At 53.5% G+C, this 20,339-nt stretch carries 22 protein-coding genes; 3 read left to right on the top strand and 19 right to left on the bottom strand.

What is annotated here, in order from left to right; translation table 11 throughout:
• Window positions 1-26 precede the first annotated feature (26 nt).
• From ACTJKB_RS23660 to ACTJKB_RS23585, 16 genes are all read right to left on the bottom strand, one after another.
• Window positions 27-962 (bottom strand): CvfB family protein, encoded by a 936-nt coding sequence (locus ACTJKB_RS23660; protein ID WP_440836807.1) that lies wholly within the window; start codon window positions 960-962, stop codon window positions 27-29.
• The gene (gene rsfS, locus ACTJKB_RS23655; RefSeq protein WP_440836806.1) at window positions 959-1,306 is read right to left on the bottom strand and encodes a ribosome silencing factor; all 348 of its coding nucleotides are present in this window, start codon (window positions 1,304-1,306) and stop codon (window positions 959-961) included. The genes ACTJKB_RS23660 and rsfS overlap by 4 nt, the downstream gene beginning before the upstream one ends.
• The gene (yqeK, locus tag ACTJKB_RS23650; protein ID WP_440836805.1) at window positions 1,303-1,881 is read right to left on the bottom strand and encodes a bis(5'-nucleosyl)-tetraphosphatase (symmetrical) YqeK; all 579 of its coding nucleotides are present in this window, start codon (window positions 1,879-1,881) and stop codon (window positions 1,303-1,305) included. The genes rsfS and yqeK overlap by 4 nt, the downstream gene beginning before the upstream one ends.
• Window positions 1,853-2,455 carry a nicotinate-nucleotide adenylyltransferase gene (locus tag ACTJKB_RS23645; protein WP_440836804.1) on the bottom strand — a complete coding sequence of 201 codons (603 nt, stop codon included), beginning with the start codon at window positions 2,453-2,455 and terminating at the stop codon, window positions 1,853-1,855. Before ACTJKB_RS23645 ends, yqeK begins: the two co-directional genes overlap by 29 nt.
• Before the next feature lie 62 nt (window positions 2,456-2,517).
• Entirely contained in the window at window positions 2,518-2,811 is a 294-nt protein-coding gene (gene yhbY, locus ACTJKB_RS23640) for a ribosome assembly RNA-binding protein YhbY (protein ID WP_019912522.1), read from the bottom strand.
• Between the two features lie 111 nt (window positions 2,812-2,922).
• On the bottom strand, window positions 2,923-3,789 hold the full coding sequence (aroE, locus tag ACTJKB_RS23635; protein ID WP_440836803.1) for a shikimate dehydrogenase: 867 nt from the start codon (window positions 3,787-3,789) through the stop codon (window positions 2,923-2,925).
• A gap of 22 nt (window positions 3,790-3,811) precedes the next feature.
• Window positions 3,812-4,939, bottom strand: coding sequence for a ribosome biogenesis GTPase YqeH (gene yqeH, locus ACTJKB_RS23630; protein WP_440836802.1), 1,128 nt, complete (start codon window positions 4,937-4,939; stop codon window positions 3,812-3,814).
• Entirely contained in the window at window positions 4,939-5,463 is a 525-nt protein-coding gene (locus ACTJKB_RS23625) for a YqeG family HAD IIIA-type phosphatase (RefSeq protein WP_440836888.1), read from the bottom strand. Before ACTJKB_RS23625 ends, yqeH begins: the two co-directional genes overlap by 1 nt.
• An 89-nt stretch (window positions 5,464-5,552) precedes the next feature.
• Window positions 5,553-7,796: a DUF4129 domain-containing transglutaminase family protein gene (locus ACTJKB_RS23620; protein WP_440836801.1), complete on the bottom strand. Its 2,244-nt coding sequence runs from the start codon at window positions 7,794-7,796 to the stop codon at window positions 5,553-5,555.
• Window positions 7,793-9,043 (bottom strand): DUF58 domain-containing protein, encoded by a 1,251-nt coding sequence (locus ACTJKB_RS23615; RefSeq protein ID WP_440836800.1) that lies wholly within the window; start codon window positions 9,041-9,043, stop codon window positions 7,793-7,795. The genes ACTJKB_RS23620 and ACTJKB_RS23615 overlap by 4 nt, the downstream gene beginning before the upstream one ends.
• Window position 9,044: 1 nt before the next feature.
• Complete coding sequence (locus ACTJKB_RS23610) at window positions 9,045-10,001, bottom strand: AAA family ATPase (protein WP_440836799.1); 957 nt, start codon at window positions 9,999-10,001, stop codon at window positions 9,045-9,047.
• Window positions 10,002-10,154: 153 nt separating this feature from the next.
• Window positions 10,155-11,606, bottom strand: coding sequence for a methyl-accepting chemotaxis protein (locus ACTJKB_RS23605; protein WP_440836798.1), 1,452 nt, complete (start codon window positions 11,604-11,606; stop codon window positions 10,155-10,157).
• 203 nt (window positions 11,607-11,809) lie between these two features.
• The gene (gene spoVAE, locus ACTJKB_RS23600) at window positions 11,810-12,160 is read right to left on the bottom strand and encodes a stage V sporulation protein AE (protein WP_440836797.1); all 351 of its coding nucleotides are present in this window, start codon (window positions 12,158-12,160) and stop codon (window positions 11,810-11,812) included.
• Complete coding sequence (spoVAD, locus tag ACTJKB_RS23595) at window positions 12,157-13,191, bottom strand: stage V sporulation protein AD (protein ID WP_440836796.1); 1,035 nt, start codon at window positions 13,189-13,191, stop codon at window positions 12,157-12,159. The genes spoVAE and spoVAD overlap by 4 nt, the downstream gene beginning before the upstream one ends.
• Window positions 13,188-13,640 carry a stage V sporulation protein AC gene (gene spoVAC, locus ACTJKB_RS23590; protein WP_440836887.1) on the bottom strand — a complete coding sequence of 151 codons (453 nt, stop codon included), beginning with the start codon at window positions 13,638-13,640 and terminating at the stop codon, window positions 13,188-13,190. Before spoVAC ends, spoVAD begins: the two co-directional genes overlap by 4 nt.
• A gap of 182 nt (window positions 13,641-13,822) precedes the next feature.
• On the bottom strand, window positions 13,823-13,993 hold the full coding sequence (locus tag ACTJKB_RS23585) for a hypothetical protein (RefSeq protein ID WP_440836795.1): 171 nt from the start codon (window positions 13,991-13,993) through the stop codon (window positions 13,823-13,825).
• Between the two features lie 152 nt (window positions 13,994-14,145).
• Here ACTJKB_RS23585 and ACTJKB_RS23580 point away from each other — a divergent pair, with 152 nt between their 5' ends.
• The gene (locus tag ACTJKB_RS23580) at window positions 14,146-15,219 is read left to right on the top strand and encodes a M42 family metallopeptidase (RefSeq protein ID WP_440836794.1); all 1,074 of its coding nucleotides are present in this window, start codon (window positions 14,146-14,148) and stop codon (window positions 15,217-15,219) included.
• 146 nt (window positions 15,220-15,365) lie between these two features.
• Here the strand turns inward: ACTJKB_RS23580 and ACTJKB_RS23575 are convergent, their stop codons facing one another.
• From ACTJKB_RS23575 to ACTJKB_RS23565, 3 genes are read right to left on the bottom strand one after another with little or no spacing between them, the layout of a single operon-like run.
• The gene (locus tag ACTJKB_RS23575) at window positions 15,366-16,451 is read right to left on the bottom strand and encodes an ABC transporter permease (protein WP_440836793.1); all 1,086 of its coding nucleotides are present in this window, start codon (window positions 16,449-16,451) and stop codon (window positions 15,366-15,368) included.
• Entirely contained in the window at window positions 16,448-17,449 is a 1,002-nt protein-coding gene (locus ACTJKB_RS23570; RefSeq protein WP_440836886.1) for an ABC transporter ATP-binding protein, read from the bottom strand. The genes ACTJKB_RS23575 and ACTJKB_RS23570 overlap by 4 nt, the downstream gene beginning before the upstream one ends.
• Window positions 17,450-17,498: 49 nt before the next feature.
• Window positions 17,499-18,668 (bottom strand): COG1470 family protein, encoded by a 1,170-nt coding sequence (locus ACTJKB_RS23565; protein ID WP_440836791.1) that lies wholly within the window; start codon window positions 18,666-18,668, stop codon window positions 17,499-17,501.
• Between the two features lie 205 nt (window positions 18,669-18,873).
• Between ACTJKB_RS23565 and ACTJKB_RS23560 the strand changes: the two genes are divergently transcribed.
• Together ACTJKB_RS23560 and ACTJKB_RS23555 are read left to right on the top strand one after the other, a co-directional pair.
• Window positions 18,874-19,485, top strand: coding sequence for an RNA polymerase sigma factor (locus ACTJKB_RS23560; protein ID WP_440836790.1), 612 nt, complete (start codon window positions 18,874-18,876; stop codon window positions 19,483-19,485).
• Window positions 19,457-20,335 (top strand): anti-sigma factor, encoded by an 879-nt coding sequence (locus ACTJKB_RS23555; RefSeq protein ID WP_440836789.1) that lies wholly within the window; start codon window positions 19,457-19,459, stop codon window positions 20,333-20,335. Before ACTJKB_RS23560 ends, ACTJKB_RS23555 begins: the two co-directional genes overlap by 29 nt.
• Window positions 20,336-20,339: the final 4 nt, after the last annotated feature.

Below are 20,339 nucleotides of genomic sequence, written 5' to 3'. Positions count from 1 at the left end.
ATAACTATTGTTCCGTTTCCGGATTATTATTGTTCAGGCTCTTGATTATCCTTGGCTTGACTCTGGTCTGCTCCAGCCTCTTCACTCCGGGCTAGATAGGTCCAGTTCTCCTTCTGGGTAACCAGCCCTTCCTTCATCAGCTTGCCAAGCGCACGCTTGAATGCCGATTTGCTGATGCCAAACCGCTGCTTGATGATGTCGGGAGGTGTGGCATCTGAATAAGGCATCGCTCCGCCAGGCCGTTCGTTCAGGAAGTCTAGCAGCGCTGCGGAATCGACATCCCGGCCCACTTCCTTACGCTGGCTCATAGACAGGTTCACACGGCCGTCTTCACGGATATGGGAGACCCGTGCCTCGAATTCCTCGCCAAGCCGCAGCAAGCGGTTACGCTCTGAGGTATGCACCATGCCGATAATCCCGAAGCCCAACACGCCACCGTCAACAAGTACAAAAGTACCCATCTGGAGCGGCTTGTATACTCTTGCCTTAACGGTCTGCCCCATCCAGGACTCTGGTGCAGGCAGCGACAGCGGCGCAAGCTCCTGCTCTCCGGCGAGTTTGGCGCGCAGACGTCCCTGCTTGTCATGCTCCATAAGCACAAAAACCTTGTCCCCCACCTGCGGGCGCAGCTCAATCAGCTCTGGCAGCTCGCGGATCGGCAACAGCAGCTGCCGTCCGAGTCCCATCTCCAGGAAACAGCCCAGACGGGGGTGAATATCCGCCACTTCCAGCAGAGCCATTTCACCCAAGGTCAGGAACGGCTTCTTCATTGTAGCCGCCAGACGGTCCTCTGTATCGAAGAAGATGAACACCTCAACCTTGTCGCCATTCTTCGGCTTACTGCCAACAAGCTCAGTATAATGCAGCATCACATCCTGGTCACCAGCGCCCAGAAAGTAACCGTAAGGGGATACCTCACGCAAGACTTCCAGGGTAACCGTAGTTCCGGCAATCAGACTCATACGGTCTCCACAACCTTGGCGTCAGACCACAGACGCTCGATGTTGTAATATTCGCGCTCGTCGCGATGGAATACATGCACGATTACATCACCCAGATCCATCAGCACCCAACGGGCTGAATCCATGCCCTCAATGCCGCGGATGACCCCACCGGCTTCATGAACAACCTTGCGCACCTCAGTGGCAATGGCTTGAACCTGTGTATCGGAATTCCCGTGACAGATGACGAAATAATCACTGATAGGTGATACACTGCGCAAGTCAAGCGCGACCACGTTCATTGCTTTTTTATCCTCGGCGGCCTTTAGGGCCAATTGCAAAAGCTTGCTTGATTCTACACTCATATTTTATCCTCCATTATTCTAACTAAGTCATTGCGGGCCAGCATGGTTAGCGGGAACACAATGCGGCGTTTCTGAAGCAGCAAACTGATTGTAGAGTCGAACCCTGCTATCAGTCCTTCCTCCAGGCTTACCTTGGACAGCTTGCGGATGTCTTCCACTCCCGGAAAATCCCTTCCCGGCTCGATGTAATCAGCCAGACAGACGATTTTCTCCAACAGGCCCATGTTCTCACGTCCGGAAGTGTGGAAACGGATCGCATCCAGCACCTCGGGATCGGTGATTTCATACTCATGCTCGGCAACAAAAGCTCCAACTTCGGCATGCCACAGCTGCTTGTCATAGCTCAACAGCTCGGCGGACAGCCCGTTCTGCTCAATGATCACTTTCATTCGTTCCACCGGCCAATACTTGGCCACATCATGCAGGATCGCCGCTGTTTCCGCCCGCACCGGATCCCCGCCATAGCGCTCTGCCAGCTTCACGGACGTCTCCATCACGCCCAGGGTGTGCTTCCAGCGTTTGTCGGGCATCTGGGCGGAGACCGCTTCAATCAGCGCTTCTCGGCTGAATGCCATACAATCCACTCCTTTGAACATAATCGTATACAGCATCAGGCACCATATAACGAATAGACTTGCCTTCGGCGGCTCTGGCTCTTAGCATCGTGGAAGAGATATCTACTAGCGGCATGTCCGCCAGCAGTACCTTCTCGGCAATGAAGCCGGGCAGCGCTGCAAGATCCAGTGGAGTGCCCGGCCGTCCTACTCCGATAAAGGTCAGACGCCGAACCAGCTCTTCAATCCCGTGCCATTTCGGCAAATACTGGACCATATCAGCTCCGACAATGAAAAAAAATTCATGCTGCGGGTATTTCTCCTGCAAAATCGTGATGGTTTCGAAGGTATAGGAGACGCCGCCTCTGGCGATTTCCAGGTCCAGAATGCCAAACGCGGAATGATCCCTGACTGCGTCTTCAACCATGGCCAGCCGTTCCTCACCGGATGCTCCTGCCTCATGCTTATGCGGCGGGATATGCGACGGCATGAACCATACCTCTTCCAGCGCATAGGACTCCCTCGCCGTCTCCGCTGCCATCATATGGCCGATATGAAGAGGATCAAAGGTCCCTCCCATAATTCCAACTCTCAAGAGGTCTACCTCCTCTTATTATCAGGGTAAACTGCACTCCCCCGCAAGCTGCGGAAGCCGTATTAACGGGGCAGTTCGATGGTTTTGTTGTCGCGGGATTCCTTGTACAGAATGATGGTCTTGCCGATAACCTGCACCAGTTCGGAACCCGACTGTTCAGCAAGTGCAGCACCAATTTCCTTCGGATCATCCGCGTTGTTGTTCAGCACGCTGATCTTCATCAGTTCGCGCTTCTCAATAGCCTCTTCGATATGGCGGATCAGATGATCGTTGACACCGCCCTTGCCGACTTGAAATACCGCATCCAGATGATGCGCCAGCGAACGGAGATAGCGTTTTTGTTTTCCAGTTAACATAAATGAACAAGCTCCTTAATTAACAAATATTATTACCCTAACTATAACGAACTAATAAGCCGAAGCGCGAGAAAAGAGTGTACCAGCAGGCGAAGTCATGTAGGTTGCATATCAGGAGAGCCTGAGACAATCCATAATCGTCTGACGCATGATATCTATCGGTGCACTTCGTCCGGTCCAGTACTCCAGTGCATAGGCTCCCTGATAGACGAACATGCCAAGGCCGCCATGAATCCTGCAGCCCCGCTTCTGTCCTTCCGTGAGGAGCCTGGTATGCAACGGATTATAGATCAAATCACTAACGATCATCCCTTCCCGAAGCAAAGCAGGATCAAGCGGCGTGGCATCCATGTGGGGATACATGCCGACAGAGGTGGTATTGATCACAATATCCATCCCGGTAATATGGGCCGGAATTTCATGCATTCCAATACCAGAGACCGTACCTTTTGACTGAAATGCCGCAGCAAGCTGCTTCGCCTTATCCTCTGTCCGGTTGGCAATAATCACTTCGAGCGGATGATCCTTCAGCAGCGCAGCAATGATACCTCTTGCCGCTCCTCCGGCACCTATGACCAGGATGCGGGTGCCTGACAATTCCGGCGCTGCCTCCGCCTTCAGCGAGCGGACATATCCGATGCCGTCCGTATTATAGCCGGTCAGTACACCATCGTCGTTGACCACCGTATTGACCGCGCCGACAGCCAGCGCGCTATCATCTAGCCTGTCCATATACTCCATTACCGTAACCTTATGCGGAATTGTCACGTTCACTCCACGGAAACCAAGGGTACGGATGGCCTGAATGGCTTCCCCCAGCTGGCCGGGTACAATATGCAGCGGCACGTATGCCCCGGAAATACCGAGCGCCTTCAGCGCCGCTGCGTGCATAACCGGGGATTTGGACTGGACGATGGGATCACCCATTACCCCAAGCAATATATCCTTATTCCTGTAATCGCTGTTTGCGCTTGTCACAGCTTATTCGCCCTCCTATAGATCAGATCAGCGATGGACGGGTCAGAACCTTGATTCCCCGCGGAACATGGATGGCTACAACTGCCCCGCCTGTACCGTTCACCTTGATCCAGCCCAGGCCGGAAATGAAGAGATCCGTCTGGCTGTTCCGGCCGATGCGGAACTCGTGGCGCTGCCACTGCGGCAGCTTGTCCATGTCAGCGGTCCCCGGCGGAGACAGCAGCTCGCCGCGGTGCTCCTGATAAAGGGAATCCGCACGTTCCAGCTTCGTACGGTGAATCTTCAGCGTTCCGCTGATGTAGCAGGTGAAGGATTGCCGCTCACCTTTCACGAAGTCAAAACGGCCCAGGCCTCCGAAGAACAGCGATTGTCCCTCATTCAGCTGATATGCCGCCGGTTTCAGGGGGTTTTCGGGCATTACGGCTCCCAGATCTTTGCGTTCCACCAGCTCACTATACCGCCATGGGTATACAATCCCCGGAGTATCAATGATGTAGTGTCCGTCATCCAGAGGAATCTTCACCGTATCGAGTGTTGTTCCCGGATAACGGGAGGTAGTCAGTTCCTGCTCCAGATCGCTGTAATCGGAGATCAGACGGTTAATCAGCGTAGACTTACCTACATTGGTAGCTCCGACTACATACACGTCGCGCTGTCCGCGCAGCTCTGTGACTGCCTCCAGCAGACGGTCGAAACCCTGATTGCGCTTAGCGCTGCAGAGAACAATCTCCGCAGTCCGCAGGCCATGCTCCTTGCAGCGCTGCTGCATCCAATTGCGAAGCTTGTTCCAGTTAGTTACCTTGGGGAGCAAATCGCTTTTGTTGACTGCCAGAATGACAGGGTTGTTGCCTACAAAACGCTGCAGGCCGGAGATCAAGCTGCCTTCAAAGTCGAAAAGATCGACAATATGAATGACAAGCGCATTCTTCTCACCAACACCGCTCAGCAGATGCAAAAATTCATCCTGATCCACCGAAACAGAAGACGCTTCATTGTAGTTCTTAATACGGAAACAGCGCTGGCAAATCACGGGTTCCCGTTCAAATGCCACCTCCGGAATATAACCCGGGATGTCCTTGTCTGTGGTCTGCAGCCTGATGCCGCAGCCGCTGCATTTCTCAGGGTGCTTTGTTTCATTTGTTGAATTCATTAAGGTTTATCCTCCTCGTGCCACAATCCTTGCTTGCGGAGCCGTGTAGTCGCTATTCGCTCAACCCGGCGGTTGAATCTGGTGCCGATCCCTTCATCCTTCACAGAGATAGGGAGCACGAGCACCGTATACAGCCCCAGGCGGTTGCCGCCGTATACATCGGTGAGCATCTGATCGCCGACAACAATCGTCTGCTCCGGCTTCAGCCCCATCTGTTTCATCGCTTTTAGAAATGGAGTATTGCTGGGCTTGCGTGCCTGGTGCACAAACTCAATATTAAGCGGCGTTGCAAAGCGTGACACCCGGTCCATGTTATTGTTCGACACGATGATGAGCTTGAATCCCAGCTCCTTCACCTTTGTGAACCATAACAATAGCTCCGGAGTGGCCAGAGGCGCTTTGGCGCCGACCAGCGTATTATCCAGATCCGTAATGATACCGCGGTATCCAAGAGCGTACAGCTCTTCAAGAGCAATGTCGAATACCGTATTCACCCGGAGTTTGGGGATTAACCTTTCAAACAATACGTTCACCTCGATTTCATACGAAAAACTATATCATACTCTTTACGCTTCGCAAATGAATCCGGGACGGCCATTTTTCGCCTCCGCCGCTACTTGCCGGACTTCATGCTTTTGCGCAGCCGCAAAGCTTCAGTATACACGCTGCGCCAGTCTTTGTCTTCAATAACCTCGGGACTGTACTTCGCACGTTCGAACATCCCCAGCAGAGCTGTAAGAGGACCGGAAGCCGCAGGGCGTTCCTGTCTCCAGCGGTCGACGGATTCGCGAAGCGTTTCGTGTTCTTCCTTAAGCATGCCCTTTCTGCGCGCATACCTTACCCAGCGTGCCGTTTCCGCTTCAACTTTCTGAACCGGAGACAACGGCTGGCCGTTGCGCAACCGCTGGATGAAGAAGCGCAGGCTGAAGCGGCGCTGCCAGAGCAGGAAGCCTGCCCAGGACAAAAGCACAACTGCTGCCGCTACTACCATCCATGTTCCCATATGAAAACCCTGATCTTGCGCAGCGTTGCTCACCTTCGCCGGCTTAGGCTGGGTTTCTTCATCTTCTGGTGCCGCGGTTTCTTCAGGCACTGCTTCCTGGCTTTGTGTCAGTAGTGGTGCCGTGAAGCCTGGAGTAGCCTCGATGGGAACCCATCCATAATCCCCAAAATAGACCTCGGCCCAGGAATGGGCATCTGCATTCGTTATCGTATAGTTGTTATTAATGAGATCGCTCCCTTGCTGAATAGCAAGGTTGTCCGGAAGCTGCGCCTGTTCGCCCGGCGCATAGCCCTTGACCCAGCGGGCGGGAATCTCCAGTGAACGGGCCATGGTGACCAGCGCAGTAGAGTAGTAGTCGCAATAACCTTCCATAATTTCGAACAGGAAGCTGTCCACCATATCCTTGCTTTTGCGGCGTGAGAGATCGGGCTGGTTGGTATACGGAAAGCTCTGCTGCAGGTACTGCTGCAGAAGAGCTGTTTTCTCATAAGGTGTCTTCCCCTGGGCTGTGACCTTCGCCGCCAGCTCTTTAACCCGTTCCGGGAATTTGTCCGGCAGCTGCAGGTACTGTTGATCGATCTTTGTCCCGCCGTACAGCTGTTCGTAAGTCTGTCTGTTCAACTCCTGTATTGGAACAACCGGCACTTGTGAGGTCAGCACATATTCGCGGGGGAAAGCCTTACTGTTCCCCTCCGATTCCCATAGCAGTTCGCTGCCTTCTTTTCTCCAGGACAGGCCGCTGCTTGTATCCTGTCCATTCACCGAATTCACTTTCGAGATGGAGTAGCCTCCGAAGAGTACAGGGTAGGAATTGCCTCCCAGCACTTTTACAGTCTGTTTCAACTCTTTAGTATCCACCTTGGAAGCTGTATTACGGTCCAGCTTCTGTCCGACTTCGGCCCCTGCCACCGCTCCTCTGGCTACAGGGTCGTCATCACTCCAGCCTTTACCGGAATATACACTGCGTGTCTCTCCCCGCATGTACGTGCGCAGGTCCGAGGCCACCGTCATCACCGGTGAGTAATCGAAGTTGAAGCCTCCGCCGAGATTGTTGTCATCTGTACTGTAACCAGAGGTTGTGCTCCCATTGGAAGCCGTACCCGTTCCGTTATCGGACGAGCCGGAGCTTCCGGAGCCTGAGGTACCGCCATTTCCGCTCCATTCCTGCCATGCCGTATACGGATCAGTCAGCGTCGGACGCACATCGGGCATATTCACACCGGTAATAATCACTAGAGAAAAGATAATGGCTACATTGATGGCGATTTTAAAAGGATATTTCAGCAAGTGAGTCCAACCGCGCGGGTAATGCAGCTGAAAGCTTCTTAGATGCTGGGTGACCAGCCAGCCCATCCCGGCAGAAACTGTCCAGGCCACCTCTTGCCATAATATAGAAGAAGTAAAAGAGTCCAGCGCAGCAAATGCCGCAATATTCATTCCGGTAAACATCAGAATCCGCGCTTTCGAGGATACCCACCAAGAGGATAAAAGAAGCAAGCCCAGCGCCCCAAAAGCAAACCAGATATATGGCGCCATATGCGAGAGGATATCCGGCAGCCGGTCACGCAGCCCTGGCATCCAGGGATCGGGAACATAAGCCCCGTAATGAAGTATCATCCGGTAGGTAAGATATACCGCAGCCGCAGCTTCAAGCAGCAGCCGGTAGATCGCTTTGACGGGTACAAGGATTTCAATAACCGCCACTGCTAACAGTGTCAGAAGCACCGACGCGGTGGTCACTTCAAGCCAGAAGGTTTCTGTGTAAGAAACCCATTGTAGTGCAATCACTATCAGCCACAGCAGGCTGAAGGAGTGATGCCAGGAGGATTTAATTCCGTTCCACCAGCGTATCATATGACTTTATCACCTCCGAGCACAGCGGGAAGCTCCTGCAGCGAACTGACGCTGTAGCCAGTAATGCCGCGTGATCCCAGTACGTCTATCCACTCCTGAGTACGCTTCATGGCCGCCGGATTACGTACATGAATTTGCGAAGGCGTCATCCCCCGGCTTTCTGCCCAGCGCAGCACATCCAGGACAGGCTGGCCTGACTGTGGACTGATCAGCACAAAATATGAGCCCTTGGGAAACATGCGGGACGCCTTCTCCAGTCTGGTAATTAGCGGTCCTCGGCCCTCAGCATTGATATCGATCAAATATTGTATCATTTTCTGCCGTTCTGCACTGCCTTCGGCAGGTGTGAACACCTTGGTATGCTTGTCCAGACAGCACAGACCGATACCGATCCGTTCACGAATTCCATACCCCAGTAGCGAGGCTGTGATCGAAACAGCAAGCTCAAAATGGTTGGAGCTGCCATAGGACGCTGCACTTCCGTCCAGCACCAGTACAGTTTTAGGAATGGATTCATGCTCGAATTCCTTCGATTTCCAGTCGCCGGTCTTCGCCGTTGCATTCCAGTGGATACGGGTCAGCCGGTCACCGTAGACATAGTCGCGGACACCGTTGATCTGCGTAGTCTCCCGGCGAGAGGGGACCAGAGATGCCTGTGGACCGGCCAGCCGGGCTCTCCGCTCATACAGTTGCCAGCGCGTCACAAATACTGAGCGCGGCAGCACACGGAACTGGCCCTCCGCATGAAAGGTCCCTTTGTGCTCCACAAGCCCGAAGATGTCCTCGGCAAGAATATCCGTACCTTCAAAAGAATAATGGCCCCGCTCAAGCGCCGGTGTCTGAAAGTGCAGTTCTCCCCGGCCCTTCAGGCTCGGGATGAGACTTTCCTCAAACACCCATGACTCCCCGTTGTGGCGCTTCAGTATTTCTCTTACCACTACATACGGCAAGGGCAAAAAGCCCGGAATCGTGATGCTCAGCTTCACCCGCAGGAACCCGCCCGCATATAATAAATCAGGCTTGTCCTGCTCGGAATACAGGCTCCGGGTGCCTTTAGCGCGGCGGACACCGCCGAGGCCTCCGATAATTAAATAAAGAAGCAGCACAGTGACCATAATAAATAGCATAAAGGAAGTTTTGCCGCCCTGGAAAAGTACATAAAGCAGTGTGATGCCCCAAATGGCGAGAACGCCGGCCATTTTGCGGGGCTGAAGAAGCGCGGCCGCCCCAGACAGATAGCTTTTCATATCACTGCCTCATCGTGACGGGCACGTGAATGCTCTGCAGCAGCTTCTGCAGCAGCGAATCCACACTGACGTTATCCAGACGCGACTCCGGCCGCAGCAGGATACGGTGTCCCAGGGCATAAGGTGTCAGATTCTTCACATCATCGGGCAGCACATAATCACGCTCCTGCAGGAAGGCATAAGCCTTGCAGGCCATCATGAACGACAGGGACGCCCGGGGGCTTGCTCCAAGCAATACCAGGGGATGCTCCCGGGTCTGCCGGACCACATCCAGCAGATAGTTCAGCACAGGATCACTGATATAGACGGAACGGATCTCTTCCTGAATGGAAGCAATCTCATCCATCCCCGTCACTGGAGTCAGCCTGTCCACCGGCTGGCCCTCCTGATGGCTGAGCAGCAGGTTCTTCTCGGTGTCTGCATCCGGATAACCGAGGCTAATCCGCAGCATAAAGCGGTCCAGCTGGGCTTCCGGCAGCGTATAGGTACCTTCAAAATCAATCGGATTCTGTGTTGCACATAACATGAAAGGATGCGGAAGCGGGTACGTCTCTCCATCTACAGTAACGTTCCGTTCCTCCATCACTTCAAGCAGTGCGGACTGCGTTTTAGTGGTGGCACGGTTGATCTCATCGGCGAGCAGAATATTGGTCATGACCGGGCCCGGACGGAAATGGAACATTTCATCGCGCGGATGATAGACCGAGACACCGGTAATGTCACTTGGAAGAATATCCGGGTTACACTGAATCCGGCGGTATTCACCGGACATGGATCTGGACAGGGCCCGTATCAGTTGGGTTTTGCCCGTTCCCGGCACGTCCTCAATCAGGACATGTCCGCCGGCAAGAAGAGCAGTAAGCAGCAGCTCTATCTCAAATGATTTACCAAGGATGCAGGATTCCAGATTATTGCGTACAGCGTTCATAATTTGCATGGATTCTTGACGTACGGGCATATAGGGTAAACCTCCAATGTCAGAATAAGCAGTAATAATTATATTTTACATGATTAGGGACCCCAAAGTACATTATTGGAGATTGCTATCTTTCAGATACGTCAAAGAAGCCAGACAAGGTATCCCCCGCCTAGCTTCTGAGATTTTCGTATTCTATTCTTGCTTGAAATCTTCGCCTGAACCGGAGACCAGATCGTTTAATCCCACAATCAGACTCTCCAGCTTGTTGAAGCTCTCCACCATATGATGCGTAATATTGCGCTGCTCCTCCACACCGGCCAGAATTTCTTCCGTCGCGGCGCTGGACTGCTCGGTGACACTGGAGAATTCGGTAATTTCGCCAACAACCTTTTCTGAAAAATGCTTCATGCCCGCTGAGCTTTGCTCTACATCCCCGGCCTGTGTCAGCACCTTGTGGGCGTTCGTCTGGATGGACTGGAACACCTTCTCCGTATTCTGTGCAGATTCACTGCCCGTGTGCAGAATCTCAAGGCTCTGTTCAAACTGCGAGATCAGCCCTTCGGTCTGCTGCTGGAGACTGGCGAGCACCTCGCTGATGGAATCGGCAGTCTGTCCGGAGCTTTCGGCAAGCTTGCGCACTTCCCCGGCCACTACGGCAAACCCCCGGCCATGCTCTCCGGCGCGTGCTGCCTCTATAGAAGCGTTCAGTGCAAGCAGGTTAGTCTGCCGTGAAATTTGCAGAATGCCGTCCAGCATCGTGTGCATGTCCAGACTCCGCTGAGAGAATTCCTGCATCTGTTCCGAGGTATGATTCATCACTTCACGCAGCTCGGTGAATTGTCCCGTTAGCAAGGAGATATTGCTGCTGCCTTGTTCGCTCACCTCAGCCGTGTCTGCAGACAGCTGCTTCATCTCCTGAGAGTAACCGGCGACATCGCGGATATGCTGATCTGACACAGAGATGGACTCCGTGATTTCAGCGATACTGCTCGCCTGATATTCAATACCTTTGGATACCTCCTGAAACCCGATCACGACTTCATTGGTGATGGCATCAACCATCTCCACTTCCTCTTTGAAAGTCCCGGTAAAAGCATACAAGCCGTCTACAGCTGATTTGACGCGGTCCAGCAGATACTTCACCTGGGTGTCTGAAGCCTCTACCCCCTGCCTGTGCTGCTCACTTTGAATAAACAGCTTGCGGTTCACGATCGATACACCGAGCATGGCACCGCAGATTAGAACAAACATCCCAAAGCTGTCTACATAAGCCAGAAAATCCGGATTCGTACCGCCCTCTGAGTGGCCCGATGTGATTTGAATGAAAATATTCACAGCATTAATCCCAGCAATAATTGTGAAATAATGATAGCTTGGATAAAACAGCAACATCGAGCACAGCAGCAGCGGTGTCCCAATGTCATCCGTACCCTGATTCATATACACGGAGAGGGCTCCCAGAATAACGGTAAACACCCAAGGCAGCACAAGAGTTCCCTTTTTCTTCAGATGAAGTATAGTTGACACCACACTTAAGGGAACCGAAACAGCGCTTGTAATCCACAAGTCTGGAACCTGAAATGCCAGAATCAAACCGATCAGTGTAACCACCCATAAGGCAGTGAGAATAATCTTGTTTCTCATCCAAATAATTTCTGTAAATCTTTGATTCTGCAAGTTACACTTCCCCCGTCTTCATATATTGAACCTATTCTTAAGTTCTATATCGTCATTGTTCGACAGATTTTTAACTGCAATTTTAATCAATTCGACCCTTTCATTCCTCTTTGCGCAAAAAAAAGACCGCCATCCGGCGGCCTTAAAACAACTTTCATATCTGCACCGTCCTAGCCCTTCGGGCGCACAACAAGTGCAGCCAGGAACGAGAACACTATAGCCGCTGAGATTCCTGCACTGGTTACATCGAATATGCCTGTAACTACTCCAATCCAGCCATCCCGTTCCAGCTCGGTCAGAGCCCCGTGTACCAGAGAATTTCCGAAGCTGGTAATTGGTACACCAGCGCCAGCACCGGCGAATTTCACGAGCGGATCGTATAATCCGAACGCATCAGCAGCCGCTCCGGCGACCACAAGTGTACTCATGGTATGGGCGGGGGTCAGCGCCAGCACATCCATCAGCAGCTGGCCGATGACACAGATTGCACCTCCGATCAGAAAGGCCCACAAATAAATCATGCCCCATCACCCCCCATCTCTAGAGCCACGGCGTGGGCCACACAAGGAATGCTTTCTCCCTGCTGGTAAGAGAGCGGTGAGAGCAAGGCTCCCGTTGCCACAACCAGCACACGCTTTAACTCGCCTTTTTTCATCCGGTTAAGAATATGACCATAAGTTACCGTTGCAGAGCAACCACAGCCACTTCCTCCGGCAATCACATATTTCTGCTTGTCGAGGTTGTAGATCATCAGGCCACAATCGTTAAAAGTCGTCTGCTCCATAGGAATGCCTTCCTTGGCCAGAAGATCCTTCGCAATAGGCAGCCCGACTGTAGCCAGGTCACCTGTCACAATCAGATCATAATGGCCGGGGGAGAGCGCTGTATCCCGAAAATGTGCGGTTATCGTATCCGCAGCAGCCGGAGCCATGGCCGCCCCCATATTGAAGGGGTCCTTGAGACCCAGGTCCATAATACGTCCCATCGTTGCCATCACTACATGCGGTCCTTCTGCTGTTCCGTCATTACGCCCGATAACTGCACAGCCGGAGCCGGTTACGGTGTACTGGGCGGTTGGGGGCTTTTGCGAGCCATATTCTGTTGGATAACGAAACTGCTTCTCCACAGTACAGTTATGGCTGGAGGTTCCCGCCAGGGCGTATTTGCCGCCGCCGGAATCTATGATCATCGAAGCAATGGCAAGGCTCTCCATGGAAGTGGAGCAGGCTCCGAATACCCCAAGATAAGGCACACCTAGCTTCCGTGCGGCAAAGGAGCTGCTGATAATCTGGTTCATCAGATCACCGCCGACGAAAAACTCCAATTTCTCCTGATCCAGCGCTGCATTCATTAATGCCAGCTTGGCGGCTTTTTCGAAAAGGGCGCGTTCTGCCTTCTCCCACGTCTTCTCGTCCATCTTCAACGAATCGTAGATATAATCAAAATCGGAAGTCAGCGGACCCTCCCCTTCCTCCGGGCCCACTACCGCAGCGGAGCCGAGAATAACAGGTCGGGTAGTATACTCCCAGGTCTGGCTGCCAAGCTGCTTCACAAGTGTCCACCTCCAAAGCCCAGGATGGCATAGACTACGCCCACAATAAATGCGGCAACTACCCCGAACACAATAACAGAACCGGCCAGCTTAAACATGTTAGCGCCTACCCCAAGCACAAGACCTTCCGCGCGGTGTTCAAGTGCTGCTGAACACATACTGTTGGCAAATCCAGTGATTGGAACCGCAGTTCCTGCCCCGCACCATTGGGCAAGCTTGTCATATACACCGAAGCTGGTCAGAATGACGGAAATCAGGATCAGTGTTCCAGCCATTGGGCTTGCGGCTTCCCGTGCGGTCATATCAAAGATAGCCATAAAAGCCTCCTGAATGCCTTGTCCAATCACACAGATCAATCCTCCGGAGAGAAACGCACGCACACAGTTTTTGAACACCGGACGGCTGGGAACATAAGGCTTGGCCAATTGTTCATAATCCTCCGGGGTCAAGGTGTCAAGCCGCAGCTTGACACCGGATTTTCTAGTTTTCGCTGGCAAAAAGGGACACCTCCTGAAAAGGATGCGAAAGGGATGGCCAGTGTTACAGCTCCAGGCTCTCCCTCCCGGAATATTCTTCGTTAGAAGTTTTTCCTTATTCTTCACCATTTCCGGTTTCGTTATGTCCCGCCAGTTCAGGTAAAATACAGCAGAACAACAATCAGCAGCAAAAACAGAATCAAAATAAGCACGGCTTCGCGCTCTGCAATATATCGCAGGCCGCCTCTCCGCCGCATTCCCCGGCTGCTCACTCTGCCGGAGAAGCCCATCGCCCGGGCCCGGGGCATGCTTCCTGCCTTCCTCATCCGCTTCGCTTCCTTTCCCGGCTCCTCCCAGGGGAGCCGCTGCTTTCATAGTATTCGCATCCCTAGTGCCCGGTGTTCATTTTGCCCTCCAGTCATGGACAATTAGAGCCGCAATGTTCATACTAGATGATAGTAAAGGAGCGATATATACAATGAATCCAGAAACACTTGAACTGTTCAAAACACTGACTGAATTCCGCGCCGCACCGGGCTTTGAGCGCGAACTGCGCGCTTATGTCAAGGATGCACTGGCACCTTATACCGATGAGTTCGTACAGGACCGCCTCGGCAGCCTGTTCGGCGTGCTCCGCGGTGAAGAAAATGGCCCGAAAATCATGGTTGCCGGACATTTCGATGAAGTCGGCTTTATGGTTACAGGTATTACCGACAAGGGTATGATCCGCTTTCAGCCCCTCGGCGGCTGGCTAGCTTCGGCAGTGGCTTCACAGCGGCTGCAGATCGTCACCTCCAAAGGTATACTGACGGGTGTTGTCGGCAGCACTCCGATCCATTTGTTGAGTGATGATGAACGCAAGCAGCCAGGCGATATCCGTAAAATGTACATTGATATCGGTGCGGACAGCCTCGAAGAAGCACAGAGCTTTGGCGTAGCTCCGGGACAACAGGTTCTTCCGATCTGTCCGTTCACTCCACTGGCCAATCCTAAGAAGATTATGGCCAAAGCCTGGGACAACCGCTATGGCGTGGGGCTCGCGATAGAGCTGGTTCAGGCCCTGCACGGAAAGAAACTTCCAAACACCGTCTTCGCCGGGGCTACTGTACAGGAAGAAGCCGGCCTGCGCGGAGCACGGACCGCAGCAAATCTGCTGCAACCTGATATTTACTTCGGCCTGGATGCCAGCGCCGCTGCCGACATGACCGGCGACCGCCAGGCTTTTGGACATCTCGGCCAGGGAGCCTTGCTGCGTCTCTATGATCCGACCATGATCACGCACCGGGGACTGATTGAATATGTGCAGGATATGGCAGACACCCACAAGATCAAATATCAGTACTTCGTCTCGCAGGGCGGAACGGATGCCGGTCAGGTGCATGTCAGCGGTATCGGTGTGCCTTCTGCTGTCATCGGCATCTGTTCGCGCTACATCCATACCGCCTCTTCCATCATCCACAGCGATGATTACGCTGCCGCCAAAGAGCTGCTGATCAAGCTGGTGGAAGGGCTGGACCGCACAACACTGCAGACCATTCTAGAAAACAGCTAACTTGTTAGGTATGTCATTAAGGACAGGAGAACATACTTTACTGCTCTCCGGTAGAGTGTTATTCGATGTTCCAAATTGAAAAACGGGCTGACCAGGAATACCTTTCCCGGTCAGCCCGTTTTGTATAGATCATAAATGCCTTTCTATTAGTTCCGCGAACGCACCTCCTGGCGCATGAACACGTAATAAGATAGCCCGAAACAAAGCACGGTTGCCGCAAGCAGGCCGGTCAGCTGCGGCCAGACCAGCAGCAGGCTTTGCCCTAGAGATAACGGACTTGAGATCGCACCCACCAGCTGATCCATGGTCAGAGGCCCCAGGGAACGGACACCCGGAGAGAGCAGTGTGGTAATCGTTTCCGAGAACAGCTCCGTTGGCGAGAGCCGGTTCAGAGCGAGAATGAAGTGGACATGGCGGAGCTGCTCACTGACAGAGGCCATCTGGGACACAGCGGTGGCACTGTCGATCAGGCTGATTATCATGCTGTAGAACAAGGTCAGGAACAGCCAGGCGGCGATGCCTGACAATGCCGAGGTGGCTGCTTGGCGGAAGCGGATGGAGAACAGGATAGACAGATTCAGCCAGAAGCCGATGTAGACCGTGGCGATGATCAGAAAGAACAGGATGCGCCAGAATTCCTCCGGAGTCGGCGGATAGCCGATCGTCAGGAGACCTAGCCCTGTAACCAGCAGCCCCAAGGAAAATACCACGACGGCAATGAGCAGCAATGAAGCGGTGAATTTGGCCTTCAAAAAATCATCCCGGTAAACAGGCTGCGAGAGCAGACGTCCAAGCGTACCTTTGTTCCGCTCCGAGTTTACTGCGTCGAAGCCCAGCGAGATGCCAATCAGCGGACCCAGCCAGGATAGAAAGGTGGTAAAAGTCGGAATGGACAAGGTGCTGCTCGAAAGGGTGAACATTTTTAGAAAGAGAAAGGTCGCTGTACCCTGATCCTCCTGCCCCCCGCTCTTGATGGAGCTGATGGAGGAATAAATAGAGCCGATACAAGCCAGTACGATAATACCGATCAGGATGGTGAACCGCCAGCTGCGGACATGATCCCCCATCTCCTTCTGTACCATAACCCAGAAGGCCGAGCCGCTGCCGCCTTCCCGTTCTCCCTGTCTGTTGTTTATGTCTTCAGGGGATTTTCCGCCCTGCAGTACAGCACGCAGCCTGGACCAGCCCACGCGCAGCGGCGCTGCAGCGTTTTGCGCTTTTACGGTCATCATCCTTCCTCCCTCCTTTCAAAGTAACGGTGATAAATCTCATCCAGTCCAAATTCCTTGCGGGTAATGAAATACAGCTCTGCTCCGCTGTGTATTACTTGGGCGGCAATTGCCGAGGTTAGGTTCCGGTCACAGATCAGCGTCACCAGCACACTGCCCGGCGGCGCATTCTCCCCTTTCCACTCCTCTGTTTCAAGTCTCAGCACACCTTCGATGGCTTCAAGACGTCCAGCCAGCTCTCCGCTCCAGGGCTGAACCGCCAGTTCCACCTCGAACCGCAGTTCCTGATTAAGCTCCCTGGACAGCGTTGCAATATCGCCGCAGGCGATGAGGCGGCCTTGGACAAACAGCCCTACCCGGTCACAGATCTGCTGCACCTGCTGTAATTGATGGGAGGACAGCAGTACGGTAATGCCTTCATTCCGGCTCAGATCGGAAATAAGCACCAGCAGCTCTCTTACCCCTTCCGGGTCGATGCCCAGCGTCGGCTCATCCAGAATAATGACCTCAGGATTCTTAATCAGCACATCAGCCAGGCCTAGACGCTGCCGCATCCCGCGGGAATAGGTGCCTACCTTGGCACGCGCGCTTCCGGCCAGCCCTACCTTTTCCAGCAGCTGTTTCGCACTCCGTGCCGCTTCCTCCGCCTCAATCCCGTTAAGCCTTGCTGTATAGATCAGATTATCCAGACCGGTACGGTCTTCGTAGAAGCCGATATCATCCGGCATGTATCCCACCCGGCGTTTGACCTGCAGCGCATAGCGTGCAGGATCATATCCGCAGATTAGCGCACTGCCGGAGGTGCGCTCCGTCAGGCCGAGCATCATTAGAATGGTTGTTGTTTTGCCGGCACCGTTCGGACCCAGCAGCCCAAAAACCTCTCCTTTGCGGATTGCCAGACTTAGGCCGTCTACGGCAGTGAAGGTACCATACCGCTTCGTCAGACCTTTCAATTCAATAACAGATGGTATATTTCCGTTGTTAACAGATGCACTCGCCATATCTGCTGTTCCCGTTAACAGCCGCTGCTCGATATTAGTATCCATAGGATCACCGTCTTCCGAATTTGCGGAACAGATAATAGATTCCGCCAATGACAGCGGCAATGATCAGCACACCAATCCAGCCCCAGAATACGGAGGTCTTCACTGTAACCCGCAGATCAGCCGTCGCTGATTTGGCTGCAGAAGCGGCGCTGAGACTAACCACATAATCCCCCGGCAGCGAATTGCTGCTGGATTTGATAACGGCCTGGGTCGTTGCGGTTGCTCCCGGTGCAATCGTACGGATGGTGGAAGGATCGAAGGAAACCTCCCAGCCTGTTGGCGTACCTTGTGAAGTCAGCGAGACATCCTCAAGCGGTGCGCTGCCTGTATTCGTAATCACCAGATTAATCCGCCGCTCACCGCCTGCTTTCACATCTGTACTCAGCAGATTGTCTGATGTGCTCAGCTGAATGCCGTAGGTTCCCGTAACCACAGCCTCCAGCTCAGCCTTGGTTTGGGTGGAGCCGCTTGTTGCGGTTACCGGTATTTTGTAGGTGCCCGCCTTGACCTGTTCCGGCGGTTTGGCTTCAATACTGATATTCTTCTCCGCTCCGGCTTCCAGCCCGACCGAGGTTACACTGTTGCCGTCTGCCTTAATCCGCACATCCCATCCGTCACCTGCCTGTGCCGCAAGCGCGTATGACTGCTTCTGCGCCGTGTGGTTCCGCAGCACTGCACTATACGTAAAAGTGGTATCGGAATGGCCTTCCATATTGGACTGGTCTACCGCCAGCTCAGTTTTGAAGGTCCCCTGCTTGGATACATTGACTTTAAGCTTCAGTGAATCCTGTCCAGGAGCGTTAACCGCGAATATATAGCTTCCCTTGTTAATCTCCAGCGGCACCTCCAGCTGCAGGTTGACGCTCTGTGTTTCCCCGCCCTTGACAGCGAGCTGCTGAACCTGGCGTCCTCCTGCTGTCAGCTCATACTTCCAGAAGTTCCCGCCTGCGTCAAATGATAATCCGACCTTCTGCGTAGTGGCTCCATGATTGATTACATCTACCGGATAAGTGACCGACTCGCCCGGTGCCGCAGACAACTCAACATAGGGTGTGTACAGTTCTACTGCGCTTGCAGCCGCCGCTTTAGGCAGTCCCGCATTTGAACTCCAGACCAATCCTGTAAGCAGCAGAATCAGCAGTGCAGCGAGTGGTTTTCCGCATCGTTTTAACATCAATAATTCCTCCTTCGGTAGTTCATCCGATAAAGATACGAACGAAAACCGGCTTTGGATTTACTGTGAAAAATATATTTTTGGAGGTCTTTTAAAAAAATAATTTTAGTGGTACAAAGAAGGAAAGGCAGCTAAAAAAAACGAGCGGGAGTTTCAACCTGTCAGATTTGGACCGATGAATGTTGCTAAGGGAGGAAAAAGAGCGATGGATCCCCACAACGAGGCGATGGCCGAAGCACTGGCGCAGATGCGCGAAGGCTCCACAGCCGCGTTTGACGAATTTTATGGTTGCTATGCGCCTTTCATCATGAAGATCGCCTATGGGCAGACTCAGGATTGGATGGAGGCAGAAGATATCTGCCAGGATATTTTTCTGGAGGTATTGCGGAAAGGCGGAGCCTATGATGCTTCACGCGGCACGATCAAGGCGTGGCTGGCGGTGATGACGCGCAGCCGTTGTATCGACAGGCAGCGCCGGAAGGCCCGGACGGAGCCGATTGCCGATCCCGAGACAGTGCACCGTGAACCGGACGGGCCGCTCCAGGAGGATGCCGCAGTGCGCAAGCTCCAATGCGAAGCGCTGGGTCATGCGCTTCAGTCTCTTCCGGTCAACCAGAGAAAGGCGATCCTTGGCACCTATTACGCCTCGCACACGCATCAGGAGCTTGCGGATTCCTGGAGCGTTCCGCTAGGTACGGTGAAATCGTGGATTAAATACGGCGTTGCCAATATGCGCAGGCAATTCATCAAGCAAGGCTGGATTGAGCAGCCGGAAGGAGACACGTCCCATGAACCGTTACAGAAACGAAAATTCTGAATCCCTCCATAGCGGCAGCGGCTTCCGTGTCTCCTTCCGCCATTACAGCGAAGAGGAATGGATCGATTGGATCGGGAATGACATACAGGGAAACAAGCGGGCGGAGATGGGCTTCCATTTGGAAGAGTGTCCGGTCTGCCGTGAACGATATAACACCTGGTTGCCGCTGCTTGCAGAGCCGTCTCCGGATGCAGAGGGAGGGCCTGCCGAAGCAATGTCAGCCTGGGAAGGAACCTACTCCGCAGAATCTGAAGCTTTCTCTGTCTCTGCAGAACAGCAGGCCCCCCTCTATCCATCAGGTTCAGTGCGGCGTAAGATCAGACGCCGCGTCCGGTGGATAGGATGGCGGCGCAGACTGGCAAACCTGCGTCCGGCTTACCGGCGCGGAGCGGCGGCACTCACCCTGTGCTGCGCCGTAGGTATCATGCTCCTGGGACTGTTCGGAACCGAGCAGGACGGGCGCTCGGAGCGTAACCGCTATGTGAGCAGCTACGAGCCTCAAGCGATGGAGGTGCTGAACAGGCCGGAGACCGTAGCGTATCCGCTGGACTGGAGCCGGAAGGACCAATTCTCCGGCAATGTCTGGTACAACGGCAGCTCCGGGGAGTTGTTCGTGCTGATCGAGGATGTTGCACTCAGCGACAATCTGTCCATTCAGGCCTGGGCTGTGAAGAACGGCAGACGGAACACGCTGGGACTGGTTCAGATTGAAGATAGAAAGGGCCATCTGTACGTTAAGGGCAGCCAGCTGGGCGAAGCGGACAATATCGCTCTGACCGTAGAGCCGACCGGCGGGAGTCTTAAGCCGACTTCTCCGGATGCAGCTTGGGTCCATCTGCTTAAACGGTAAGTTA

Origin of the sequence: Paenibacillus sp. 22594, from assembly GCF_052044425.1 — a bacterium.
In the GTDB taxonomy this organism is placed as follows: Bacteria; Bacillota; Bacilli; order Paenibacillales; family Paenibacillaceae; genus Paenibacillus_AQ.
The sequence above is the reverse complement of the archived record's forward strand: the minus strand, read 5'-3'. Positions and strand labels throughout refer to the sequence as shown.